This is a genomic window from Acinetobacter sp. YK3 (genome assembly GCF_001729365.1).
GTDB lineage: Bacteria > Pseudomonadota > Gammaproteobacteria > Pseudomonadales > Moraxellaceae > Acinetobacter > Acinetobacter vivianii.
On sequence record NZ_LZPJ01000083.1, the window covers coordinates 25,058 to 37,976 of the forward strand.

The 12,919-nt window shown below is 41.4% G+C and carries 12 protein-coding genes; 6 read left to right on the forward strand and 6 right to left on the reverse strand.

The features are described from left to right. Positions 1-38: 38 nt before the first annotated feature. On the reverse strand, positions 39-1,088 hold the full coding sequence (gene argC / locus A9Z07_RS08480; RefSeq protein WP_069577940.1) for an N-acetyl-gamma-glutamyl-phosphate reductase: 1,050 nt from the start codon (positions 1,086-1,088) through the stop codon (positions 39-41). A 296-nt stretch (positions 1,089-1,384) separates the two neighbouring features. Here argC and A9Z07_RS08485 point away from each other — a divergent pair, with 296 nt between their 5' ends. The 3 genes from A9Z07_RS08485 to A9Z07_RS08495 all read left to right on the forward strand — a co-directional run bounded on the left by A9Z07_RS08485 (position 1,385) and on the right by A9Z07_RS08495 (position 5,263). After that, a complete protein-coding gene (locus A9Z07_RS08485; RefSeq protein WP_069577933.1) occupies positions 1,385-2,896 on the forward strand; it encodes a hypothetical protein in 1,512 nt (503 codons plus the stop codon). Between the two features lie 145 nt (positions 2,897-3,041). Continuing rightward, a complete protein-coding gene (gene phoA, locus A9Z07_RS08490) occupies positions 3,042-4,526 on the forward strand; it encodes an alkaline phosphatase (RefSeq protein ID WP_062848022.1) in 1,485 nt (494 codons plus the stop codon). A gap of 125 nt (positions 4,527-4,651) precedes the next feature. After that, positions 4,652-5,263, forward strand: coding sequence for a CDP-alcohol phosphatidyltransferase family protein (locus tag A9Z07_RS08495; protein ID WP_069577934.1), 612 nt, complete (start codon positions 4,652-4,654; stop codon positions 5,261-5,263). Here A9Z07_RS08495 and A9Z07_RS08500 read toward each other — a convergent pair. Both A9Z07_RS08500 and rpiA read right to left on the reverse strand, forming a co-directional pair. Then, a complete protein-coding gene (locus tag A9Z07_RS08500; RefSeq protein ID WP_069577935.1) occupies positions 5,260-5,955 on the reverse strand; it encodes a M48 family metallopeptidase in 696 nt (231 codons plus the stop codon). The genes A9Z07_RS08495 and A9Z07_RS08500 overlap by 4 nt on opposite strands. After that, positions 5,955-6,626: a ribose-5-phosphate isomerase RpiA gene (gene rpiA, locus A9Z07_RS08505; protein WP_004772412.1), complete on the reverse strand. Its 672-nt coding sequence runs from the start codon at positions 6,624-6,626 to the stop codon at positions 5,955-5,957. Before rpiA ends, A9Z07_RS08500 begins: the two co-directional genes overlap by 1 nt. A gap of 104 nt (positions 6,627-6,730) precedes the next feature. Here rpiA and ilvA point away from each other — a divergent pair, with 104 nt between their 5' ends. From ilvA to A9Z07_RS08520, 3 genes are all read left to right on the forward strand, one after another. Then, positions 6,731-8,269, forward strand: a complete 1,539-nt coding sequence (ilvA, locus tag A9Z07_RS08510) for a threonine ammonia-lyase, biosynthetic (RefSeq protein WP_069577936.1) — start codon at positions 6,731-6,733, stop codon at positions 8,267-8,269. A gap of 157 nt (positions 8,270-8,426) precedes the next feature. Beyond that, positions 8,427-9,077, forward strand: a complete 651-nt coding sequence (locus A9Z07_RS08515) for a potassium channel family protein (protein ID WP_004772416.1) — start codon at positions 8,427-8,429, stop codon at positions 9,075-9,077. Position 9,078: 1 nt separating this feature from the next. Then, positions 9,079-10,416 (forward strand): TrkH family potassium uptake protein, encoded by a 1,338-nt coding sequence (locus A9Z07_RS08520; RefSeq protein ID WP_069577937.1) that lies wholly within the window; start codon positions 9,079-9,081, stop codon positions 10,414-10,416. On the opposite strand, the gene A9Z07_RS08525 is transcribed toward A9Z07_RS08520, so the two are convergent. From A9Z07_RS08525 to A9Z07_RS08535, 3 genes are all read right to left on the reverse strand, one after another. After that, positions 10,404-10,931: a cysteine peptidase family C39 domain-containing protein gene (locus A9Z07_RS08525; RefSeq protein WP_069577938.1), complete on the reverse strand. Its 528-nt coding sequence runs from the start codon at positions 10,929-10,931 to the stop codon at positions 10,404-10,406. The genes A9Z07_RS08520 and A9Z07_RS08525 overlap by 13 nt on opposite strands. Continuing rightward, positions 10,932-12,098 (reverse strand): phospholipase A, encoded by a 1,167-nt coding sequence (locus tag A9Z07_RS08530; protein ID WP_069577939.1) that lies wholly within the window; start codon positions 12,096-12,098, stop codon positions 10,932-10,934. It lies immediately after the preceding gene. Between the two features lie 20 nt (positions 12,099-12,118). Continuing rightward, on the reverse strand, positions 12,119-12,919 hold an 801-nt coding region (locus A9Z07_RS08535), incomplete at its 5' end, for an insulinase family protein (RefSeq protein ID WP_413772627.1).

Sequence of the window (12,919 nt, forward strand, 5' to 3'; positions counted from 1 at the left end):
ATCGAAATTTAAATGTGTGTGAAGTAAAAAAGCGTTTTTTATGGTAATAAACCAATGCCTTCTAAGCCAGCAGCCTCGTCAAAACCAAACATTAAGTTCATATTTTGAATGGCCTGACCTGCTGCACCTTTGACTAAATTATCCTGAGCCACCAAGATAATCAGCTTATTTGGTTGTGGGCGATAAAGTGCAATTCTGAGTTCATTCGCGCCACGAACGCTACGTGTTTCTGGTGAACTATTCGCAGGCATCACATCAACAAAGCGTTCATCTTTATAAAAATCTTCATAAAGTGCCTGTAAATCTGCTTGCTGGCCCTGTTCTGTTAAATCAACATAAATCGTGCTCAACATGCCACGAATCATCGGAACCAGATGAGGTACAAAAATCAGTTGATCAAACTGACCTTTTTGACCTGAAATATTTTCAAGCGCTTCCACAATTTCAGGATGATGACGATGCCCAGCAACGCCATAGGCTTTGAAATTATCTGCATTCTCACTATAAATCATGCCAAGACTAGCTTTACGGCCTGCACCAGAGACACCAGATTTCGCATCAACAATAATGCCTTGCGTATTGATTAGCTGAGTATCCGATTTCAACAAAGGTGCTAAGCCCAATTGTACTGTTGTTGGATAACAGCCAGGATTACCAATAACTTGAGCCTGTTTGATCTTTTCACGATTTAATTCAGTTAAACCATAAACAGAATCTTTCAAAATCATTGGACAGCTATGTTGCATGCCGTACCATTTTTCAAATTGCTCAAGATTCTGCAAACGGAAATCTGCCGCAAGATCAACCACTTTAGTACCAGCAGCGGTTAAAACTTCTGCATGCTGCATGGCAACACCATGTGGTGTCGCGAAAAACACCACATCACATTGTTTGAGTTGTTCTAAATCAAGGTCTGAAAACTCAAGTGTCGTGTGACCACGCAAACTTGGGAACATATCCGCAACGCGCTTTCCTGCTTCTGTACGAGAAGTGAGAATACGAACTTGAACCTGTGAATGTCTAAGTAATAGACGTAATAGTTCAACCCCTGTGTATCCAGTTCCACCAACAATACCAACAGAAATCACGTGTGACACCTCTAGCTTTCATTTAGGCCTGTAGTATGGCAGTTTGCCCTCTTTTACACAATCTTCAAGTCTCTAACTTTTAAGAAAATAAATATCTGCTGGCTTGGAAATTTATGTTGTTATCTTCAGTCTATATTTTTATTGATCCAACAATTAAAGATAAATCAATTTGTTTTATCCGAAATGATTTCACCATTGGTCAAGAAACGCTATTGTTTCCGCTAGGGATTCGAATAGAATAAAAAAACATTGCGGTAATAATAAATTTCATGGATGCAAAATTTTGGAGAGCTGGAATGCCTTCTTTGAGACAAAAACAAAGATTAAATCACTATATTTGCGTAGGACTTGGTACCCTTCTATTGAGTTCAACATTAGTCGGTTGCGGAAGTGGTGAAAGCGAAGCATCAACTCCGACTGAAACTCCAACCACGCCAACACCTAGTCCAAGAACATTAAATGTTAAAGTGCCTGTTGAGCTGCGTAATATCAGCATTAAGGTTTATGACAATACAGACAACACTTTAATTTTAGAGCAGACAGCCAATACAACCACCAATCTTGCACTGACCTTGCCTCAAAGCGTTAAAAATCGTATTTATAGAGTGGAATTAACAACCCTGCCGAGTGCGCTTATTTATAATCCCTTGTCAGGTCAATACAATAATGTTTCAACTCAATTAAATACACTGATTGAAATTAATCTCAATTCAACTAACCAGACTGTTTTTATTAATCCGAATTCGGAAGCTGTTTATCAAAGAGCGCTTATTCGCTCTGGATATCTTCCAACTGATGCCAAAATTGATCCGACGGGAATTAGCAGTTTACATTTAAAACTGGCTTCAAATGATGTAAATACAGCCTTATTAAGTGCTTTTAATAGTATCGATCTACCTAATTTAAGTCCTGCCTATTCACTCAGCAGTTTTACAGCCCAAGATATCATTAATTTACCAGCGCTTTATACTACTGTCTTTTTTAGTTTTGGTTATATTCAGCAATGGGCCAACAGCTTTCCCACCGATTCTTTTACCGAGTTTACTAAAAATCTGGCAATTGATTTAAGAGATGGGCAACTTGATGGAAAAATACTACGGGGTGATCAGACAGCCTTAAAAACACTTGTTTCTAATGCACCAGAAAATATCGATCCAGCTCAAAATACACTGTTAAAAATAGCCGCAAACCAAAAAATGGTTCGGGATGATTATGGCACCTCTTTAAAAGAATCGACCTTACAACTAGCAAAGAACTACCAGCAGGATTCAATCAATCCATCAGGCTATAATTTATTAGAACAAAAAGTTTATAGCTTTGATCCTCAAATAGAATCTACTGATTCATTCCGTGTTTCAGGTGCAGGCGATTACCGTCGTGCGGTTGGCTTTGTAGATACAACTGCAACCTGCAATGGCTCAGCTTATCCATGTAAGCAAGGATTAACGGGAATTAATCTGGTTAATGTGAACTTACCTTCTATTGAATATCTGATTGGTCATTATGATGATGGCAATGGCTGTCAACTCAATATTCGGGCAAATGGTGTGCTTGAACTGATTAAAGGCTCTCAAACTTATCGCTCAACACTTGATGCGGACAGTACCGACAACCTATTACAGGTCAATAAAACAACTCACGAATATCTTTTAAATAGCAGTTCATCACAACCCACTAACGCCACCTTCCAATATAATTTTATTCAGATTCAAATCAAAGCCAATCAGGTAGTCAGTGCAAGTGCTGGGCTTGACAATCGTAAAGCTCCAGATCAACTGCAAACAACACAATTACAATGTAGTTTTTAAAAACTTAAAATATAAATAAAGGCACTGGAATCTCGGTTTCAATGCCTTTTTAAAATAATATAAAGAAAATCAAAATATAATTTTAACCAAACCTTAACATTTAATTATTACTATCCATTTCAACTAATCTTTAGGTTGAAATTAAGTGAAACTTAAACCATTACTTTTACCTGCTCTTATTTCATTACTTGTTGGTTGCGGAAGCGACAACGATTCCTCTAATAATAACCAGCCAACCCCACAACCAAAACCACCAACAACCGAACCTCCTATCACCTCTCCTAACCCACAGCCTGGAGAATTATTAGAACCTGGTGCAAAAGGTGATATTCGTCAGTTCGGTGGCGCAACTCGCTTAAAACAAGAACGCACACAAGCATTAAAAGATTCTTTAAGTGATAAGACCGTAAAAAATATTATTCTCTTTATTGGCGATGGTACCAGTGATTCAGAGATTACCTCTGCGCGAAATTATGCAGAAGGCGCTGCGGGTTACTTTAAAGGTTTAGATGTACTCCCTTTTACAGGTAGTTATACAACTTATGCGCTGGATAAAAATGGTGCAATTGATTATGTAACAGACTCGGCAGCTTCTGCGACGGCATGGGCTTCTGGGGTTAAAACTTATAATAATGCACTTGGCGTAGACATTTATCAAAAACACCATGCAACTATTTTGGAACTTGCGAAAAAAGCTGGTTTTGCGACAGGTAATGTCACAACGACTGAACTGCAAGATGCAACCCCAGCTGCTTTGGTCTCTCATATCAGCGCACGTAAGTGTTATGGGCCAAATGAAACAACCAAACGCTGTCCTGAAAGCGCACTGGAAAATGGTGGATTAGGTTCGATCACAGAACAGCTTCTAACAACACGTGCTGACGTGACTTTAGGTGGCGGTAAGAAAACATTCTATGAAGTTGCAAAAGCAGGTCCTTTCAAAGACAAGACTTTGCTTGAGCGTGCGAAATTAGAAAATTATCGTATCGTTGAAGATCTGAACTCATTAAAAGCCGTTGATAGCGCCAATCAAAACCAACCTTTACTCGGTTTATTTGCAAATGGCAACCTTCCTGTGATTTGGAGTGGTCCAGCAACACAATTAAATGGCCATAAGAAAGAGGCTGAAAGCTGTAGAGATAATCCTGAATTTACGGCATCTACACCACGCTTGGCACAAATGACTGATAAAGCAATTGAACTGCTTAAACCAAATCCTAAAGGTTTCTTCTTACAAGTTGAAAGTGGTTCAATTGATAAAAGAAATCACGCTGCTGATCCATGCGGTCAAATTGGTGAAACAGTACAACTCGATGAAGCGATTCAAGTTGCTTTAAAATTTGCAAAAGAACATGGTGATACCCTGATTATTGTTACAGGTGACCATGCGCATACCAGCCAAATCATTCCAGTAGATGGTGACAGCCCGGGTCAAACGGCAGCGCTTAAAACCAAAGATGGTGTCGCAATGGCAATCAACTACGGCACTGCACCTGAAGGTAAGAGCCAGCATCATACAGGTGCCCAAGTTCGTACAGCCGCTTATGGCCCGCGTGCAGCCAATGTATCAGGCTTACTCGATCAAACCGATTTATTCTTCATCATGCGCGATGCTTTAGGCATTAAATAAAATCGTTTTAAACATGACAGCAGTCTTTCGAGGCTGCTGTTATTTACATGAAATAGATAATTTTAAAATTCATTCATTTACTCGGATGCTATACTCAGAATAAATAATGTTATTCCACTTCTTGAATGTCTCTAAAATATCAAATTCCGACCTTACTTGTTTATTCCCGAGTCATTCTCGGTTTTCTTATCGTCGCAGTGACGTTATTCCAACCTGAATTTTATCCGATCTATACCGTCATTTTTCTCACAATGGGTCTGCTTAGCGATATCTTCGATGGCATGCTTGCCCGACATCTCGGGGTCTCAAATGAACGCTTACGCCGACTTGATTCCAATGTTGATCAAATCTTTTTTATTTGTGCAATCGTTTCGATTTACCTACAACAGCCCGCATTTTTTCAACAGCATCTCTATCCCATCATTATTTTAGTTGCATCTGAAATTGCCATTTATGTGGTCAGTTTCATTAAATTTCGCAAAGAAGTTGCCACCCATAGTCTCGGTGCCAAAATCTGGACTTTGTTTTTATTCGCACTGTTGGTACAAATAACTCTAACTGGACAATCCCACATTCTATTTCTAATTGTGTTCTGGCTAGGAATTCTGACCCGTGCGGAAATTATTGCCATCATCCTTGTGCTGAAACACTGGCAGAATGATGTTCCAAACCTTAAACAGGCTTGGCGTATCCGAAAAGGTTTAGCTGTACAACATAACCGCTTTTTTAACGGTTAGTCCTTTTTATAATACCAACTCGGTAATTGAATTTGCTTCAGTTGCTGACGATGGATCAGATAGTTTTCATCATATTTAGCAACTTCATTCCAGAACGCCACACTATGATCAAAATGTTTGGTATGTGCTAATTCATGCACGCACACAGCTCGGACATTGTGTTCAGGCATCAGCGCTAATGCTGCACTGAGCATAATGTCATGTTTGGAACTACAACTTCCCCAACGGGTTTTCGGATTTCGAATAGTACAAGCTTGATAAGCCAAGCCGATTTCCCGACTGACCTGATCCAGATAATCAGGTAAAAATTGCTTGGCATAAGCCATAACGGCTGCCTGTAACGCTTTTTCCGACGCCGTATCTCGTATAAAGATCGTCTGCTGTTCCCAATCAAACTTAAAAATATGTCGTTGTGATTGTCGAATGATCTGAAAAGGTTGGGTATGAAAGAATAATGAAAGTTGCTCAGGCAAATCCACGTTCAGACTAAATTGTTTTTGTTGTCTACTCCAGGTTTCAACCAGCCATTGCTCAGAATGAGTTAAAAACTGCTGGATCTGTTTTTTACTACAAAATAGCGGAACCGTTAAACGAATACCTGTGGGCTCCACACGCAAGCGCAGATTTCTCGCCCTTGCATGTCGAACCACCTTAATTTCAGGTAATAACGTTTCTAATGAAACTGCCTGCATTATTGTGCAGTACGCTCTTCGATACCATTATTAGTTGCAACAATTGCAATGCTTGCTGCATTTAATGCAAAGATACCGTTGGTGACAACACCCGGAATGTCATTAATGGTTTTTTCCAGCTCAAGCGCATTGAGAATGTTTAAGTTAAATACATCCAGAATCACGTTACCATTATCCGTAACCACACCTTCGCGATAAACTGGATCACCACCTAAAGCGACGATTTTACGTGCAACAGCAGAACGTGCCATTGGAATCACTTCAACAGGAAGTGGAAAATCACGACCCAACTGGTCGACCCATTTTGAATCATCAACGATACATACAAATTTCTTTGCAATTGACGCAACGATTTTTTCACGGGTTAATGCAGCGCCGCCACCTTTAATCATATGCATATGACGGTCAATTTCGTCAGCACCATCCACATAGGCATCTAGGCCACCTACCGAGTTCATATCCACAACTTCAATACCGAGCTTCTTCAAACGCTCAGCGGTTGCATTCGAACTAGCGACAGCTGCTTCTAATTGCAATTCAGGCAATAAATCAATTAAAAAATTAACGGTACTTCCTGTTCCTACGCCCAAAATGCCGCCTTTAGGCAAATGTTTCAAAGCTGCTTTTGCCGCAGCTTGTTTTTTTTCATCTTGGGTTGCATATAGACTCATGACTTCACTCAACTATTTTGACATTTGCTGCAAGAAAACAGCGCAAATGCACAGGGGTTTGCTACAATGATCGTCTATTTTAAACTGTTATAGGGAAGAAGAACATGCTGTCTCGTGTGGTACGACAAATTTTACAAGCAACGGTTTATGATGTTGCAATTGAAACACCGCTTGAAGCAGCTCCACGAATTAGTCAAAAAATTAATAATAACATTCGATTTAAGCGTGAAGATTTACAACCTGTGTTCTCTTTCAAGCTCCGCGGTGCTTATAACCGTATCAGCCAGCTTCCTAAAGATCAGCTCGATCGTGGTGTTATTTGTGCATCCGCAGGTAACCATGCGCAAGGTGTGGCATTGTCTGGAAAAAAATTAGGTATTCCTGCGATTATCGTTATGCCGAGCACGACACCTGATATTAAAGTTCAGGCTGTTAAACGCTTGGGCGGTCAAGTGGTGTTATACGGCGATAGCTTTGATGTTGCCAACAAATATGCAAAACAACGTGCGGAAGATGAAGGACTGGTTTTCATTCCGCCTTATGACGATGAGCTGGTGATTGCTGGTCAAGGCACAATTGCCAATGAATTACTGCGCCAATGGCGTGATGTTGAATATGTTTTCGTTGCTGTTGGTGGTGGCGGACTCATTGCGGGCGTTGCGGCCTATCTCGGTGAAGTGGCACCGCATGTCAAAGTCATTGGCGTTGAATACGAAGAATCGGCATGTTTAAAAGCGGCACTCGAATCAAATGAACGCGTGATATTGCCGCATGTAGGTCTATTCGCTGATGGTACAGCGGTCGCTCAAATTGGTGAATTACCTTTTGATGTGATCCGTTTACGTAAATCGGATAACTCAGGTCCAATCGTTGAACCGGATATCGTAACGGTCGATACAGATGAAATCTGTGCTGCCATTAAAGATACCTATGATGAAAATCGTAGCATCGTCGAACCGTCTGGTGCCATGGCCTTGGCTGGCATCAAGAAGTATGTTGCAGAGCATCAATTGACTGATAAAAATATGGTCTCGATTGTTTGTGGCGCCAACATGAACTTTGACCGTTTACGTTATATCGCAGAACGTACCGAGCTGGGTGAACGCCGTGAAGCAATTTATGCCGTAACGATTCCTGAGCAAAAAGGTGCATTCCTCAACTTCTGCCGTGCATTGCAAGGCCGTAACATTACTGAGTTTAACTATCGTGCCAGCTCAAGCAATCTGGCTCAGGTCTTTGTCGGAATTAGCTTAAAAGGTGGTGAAGCTGAACGCCATGAAATTCACAACATGTTAAAACAGCAATATGAAGTGGATGATTTATCTGATGATGAAGTGGCAAAACTGCATATTCGTTATCTGATTGGTGGTCATGCCAATATTGAAAATGAACGCTTATTCCGTGTTGAATTCCCAGAACGTCCAGGCGCTCTACTCACCTTCCTTGAGCGCTTAGGGCCAACCCATAACATTACCCTGTTCCATTACCGTAATCACGGTGCCGCGGAAGGTCGTGTATTGGTGGGTCTGGAAGCGACTGATGCTAAACAGAATCCAGATGGTCTGATTGAAACATTAGAGCAGATCACTTATCCATATGCTGAAATCAGCAACAATATTGGCTATAAGCGCTTCCTTAAATAAGCAGCTTAACGACTTAAAGCCGGCATGATGTCGGCTTTATTTTTATCAACATCTATTGAATCTTTGATAGACGACAACACAAAATCATTACAAACAGAAAATTATTCCATTTTAAAATGAGTAAAAAGATATTTTTATCATTTAGTTAAGGACAGTTATGGCACAGTTTGCAGTCATTGGTTTAGGTAGTTTTGGGGCAACTGTTGCATTAGAGCTGACCAAACTAAATCATGATGTCATCGGAATTGATACCATCAAGCGCAATGTAGAAAATCTGGCTGATCGTATTACACATGCAGTGATTGCCGATGCGACAGATGAGCACGTTCTTGAAGAGCTAAACATCCAGAATTGTGATGCGGTTATTGTTGCGATTGGCGAAGATATTGAAGCCAGTATTCTCTGTGTGCTAAACCTGAAGAATTTAGGTGTTGAGAAGATTCTGGTGAAAGCCAAAACCAAAGCACATCACACCATCCTTTCTCATTTAAATGTCAGCAAGATTATCCATCCTGAAGAAGATATGGGTGTCCGTGTAGCGCAAGCACTGAACTACCCGATGGTGAGTCGTTATATGGCACTGGATGATGATCATTACATCGTCAAGGTTCCCGTTAATGAGAAACTGAACAATATCAATTTGTCAGGTATTTTAAAGCAAGAGCCAAATATTAAACTGTTGTTGCTTAAACGTGATCAGCAGATTTTTTATGAAACCGATCCTAATTTTACCTTGCAAACAGATGATGTACTGATTTTGGAAGGTTCGCTTAGCCATCTCAGAAAACTTTCAGGATGTTTCGCATAACATGGCATTAAAAATAAACTCCCAAAAGATTTTTAACCTAAGCCCGCCTTCTTTGCTGGCGATTGGTTTTTTAAGTTTTATTGTCATCGGGACATTATTACTCAAACTGCCGATTGCCAATAAAGATAACGTGAGCTGGATGGATGCCTTGTTTACTGCGACATCAGCCGTCACCATTACGGGCTTATCCGTAGTTAATCTGAATGAATCATTCAATCATTTTGGGCAGTTTATTATCCTGTTATTGATTCAATCGGGTGGTTTGGGTTTTATGACCTTTGCCATATTGGCAGCCTTGAGTCTGGCACCAAAGTTGGGGCTTAAACAGCAAATGATGGCACAAGATAGCCTGGGCCAAACCAGCCTATCCAAAGTTACCTTCGTCGCCAAAGGCGTTGTGCTCTACACCCTGTTCTTTGAACTGATTGGTGTTGTGATATTAACTGCATCATTTGCCCCGATTTATGGCTTTGCCCGCGGGCTTTATTACGCCATCTTTTATAGCGTTTCTGCCTTTAATAATGCAGGCTTTTCCTTGTTCGACAATAGTCTGATCAATTTCCAGAGCCACTATCTGATCTGTTTAACCATCAGCCTGCTCTATACATTGGGGGGAATTGGCTTTTTGGTGCTGATCGATGTCAAACAAAATAAGCGCTGGAGCAAACTGACGCCAAACAGCAAGCTCATCCTCAGTACCATTGCGATTTTGAATCTGGTCGCCTTTATCTTGATCTGGTTATTAGAGTCAAATAATCCACTGACGCTCGGTTCAATGAGTTTAGGTGAACAGGCCATGAATGCATGGTTTCAGGCCACGGTTCCTCGATCCTCTGGATTTAATACAATTGATACAGGTGCGATGGAGCATAGTACAGCCTTACTCACCATGCTATTAATGTTTATTGGTGGTGGTTCTCTCAGTACTGCTGGTGGCATTAAGGTCGGTACGTTTGTGATCTTGTTGCTGTGTGTGCTTTCTTTTTTACGGCGTAATGAGGAAATCCGCATTTTTAATCATTCAGTTTCAGCAGAAACAACCTATAAAGCCCTTGCTGTGACAGCGATTACAGGCATGTTGGTCTTTGTCGGTTGCTTTATTATTCTGCTGCTCGAACCCAAACTGGATGTGATGGACTTGATGTTTGAGGTGGTTTCTGCCGCCTGTACAGTAGGTTTATCACGCGGCGCGACAAGCCAATTACATGACGGCAGTTTATTTGTCCTTAGCGTACTGATGTTTACAGGTCGACTCGGCCCTTTAACGCTGGCCTATTTAATTGCAACACCGAAAAAGAGCCGTTTAAAACACGCCAATGCCAACATTCAGATTGGATAAAAACTAGAAGGCTGCTCAATCACAATCACTTGTTGGCAGATTCCATCAGCTTGGCGTTGTTGTTCAAATACAGCTTTAGACATCACATCAAAATGATCACAGAAACTCACTTCCTGTTCATCAATTGAATAAAGCAAGGACTGGTTCCCCACTCCCTGCAAGGTGTCATAAAACACGATCACAAAATTGCCATCTTTAAAAGCGTGCTGTATCTCAGCGTAGGTTAAAGCAGCCTCAATAGGAATCTGCAGACCTTCCGCTTCACGATAACACTGCTTTTCATTGTCATCGATATTCGGATCAGGTGCTGTATAAAATGAAACGGTATAGCCTAATTTCTTCATGGCTACAGCCAGTGCAATCGTGAATGTGCCATCTTGACGATCATGGCGACACAACTGGATCAGATCAGCAATATCAATATGAGTTTGATATTGCTTTAAGATGAGCCACAGTGCGAACACACCACAATTTGCTTCTAGCTGTAATAATGACTCTGGAATATTTAAACTCATTTAATACCAGTTCATCAATGATACGCCCAAGCCCGCGTAGGTCGCACGGTGATTGTAATCAATCAGACTTTCACCGTACCCATCAAACAGTTGCAAGTGTCCACGCAATTTTCCGGTAATCGGGAATGCCCAGTCAAACTGAACCGCACCGTGTGAACGATCACCACCTTTCAAGGAATGACGTAGCATCAACGAAAAATCGTTATCACCTTTGCGATAAAATGCGGTTAAATCACCACGACCTACATAATCTTTAATATCGGGGTTATTGTCATCTTTAGCATCTTCCTCAACGCGATACCACGGACGCAGCATCAAGGCGAAATTGTCTTTCTCGAAGCCAAGATTAAAGATGACACGGTTCCAGCTACGCGATAACGGATCAGAGCGACCATTAGATTGGTGGTTCAACGTCACACCGAGTAAGCGTGCATTCAGACCCAAAACTTCATAATTGGTTCTAAACATTAAGCTCGCTTCAGGCTCGTAATTCGTTTCACGGAAAGGTCGAGACTCATCCGAGTTATAGACTTGCCAGCGTGAAGACTGGGTATAACCCAACCACAAATCACCATTATCACCAAAAATGTTTTCCCAAGCCTTGGTCTTAAATGAGATCTGGAACTTGGCTTCGCTCGAGGTCAGCTCTTGCTTGTCTTTAACCGTATTTTCAGGGTTCGGACTACTTGGAAACTCATTCTTGTCACTGGTCCAGAACACAGGCAGCAAATAGACAGGTTGATAAGCACGAATATTCCATGTACCTAACTTACTATCTTCTGATAGCTCCCAACGGCGATCCAGTAAAGAAACATTTGGGTCAAACTTGGGCGCAGTACCAAGAATATGAAGATCACTTACCTTTTGAACCACTTTATCTTTCAAAGATTCTGGTTGAGCTTTTTCAGTACTGGCTAGCGCTGGTGCGGCCGCTACAGCAACCACAGGCTCTGGTGTCTGCACTTGCGACTGAATCACAACAGGTGCTTTAAAAATCGCATCATAACACGCCAAACGCTCAGCATTTGAGGCTAAAGCCACACATGCATCCGCTGTAGCTGGACTGGCTGGTGCGGTCGCTTGCGCATGTGCCAACGACGTAGTTAAGCCAAGTATCGTCAAGACACTCAGCTCTAGATAACTACGTTCAAAAGATTTGAACGCCATAGAATTCTCCAATTTTTCTTTTAATTGACTTGCTTGATGCTAAATCCAAGTTTCTGCAATTCTTCGCGTTTCGCAAATGGCGCAACAACTGCTTTTACAGGTTTTTGAGCCAATAAATACTGCTTGGCAACGCGTTGTAAATCGTCCAGATTCACATTGAGCAAACGTTCACGCAGAATCTTACGGAATTTTGGTGTACGTGCATGTAGCAATGCATAACATGCTGTAATCGCCTCACCCGCTGGAGAACCTGGTTTATCCATACTCGCGACCAAGCCAAGAATAGCTTCTTCAAGTTGATGTGGCTGTTGCTCGGTATTTAATAACCATTGCACACTGGCTTCAAAATCGTTGAATGTTTCTGCCAAACGTGGATCACGATAGCTATAGAAACGGAACGAACACGCATTACCATCATAGCTTGCACCACCGCCGTACGCACCGCCTTTTTCACGAATGGCACTATGCAAGAAACCATTTCGTAGATAAGCTGCCAACACCATCAATGGTGCTGCATCTGGATGTGCTACATCGACTGCTTGGTAAGCAGATGCACAGAATTGTACATTGGCTTGAATTAACCACGCTTCATCATCTGAAGTATTCACGGGTTCGACTTGCGTTAATTGAACAGGTGTTTCATCAACAGTCAGCTTATCCCAGACATTTTGAATTTCTTCAACTAGGCGATCAGATTGATGTTCTTCACAGACCAATAAGAATTGTTTAGGCGCTTGTAGTAATTTACGATGAATCGACTGTAACTCGCCAATCAATGCTTGATAAGCTGCATCATCCTGATCAATTTTATTGACCAACTC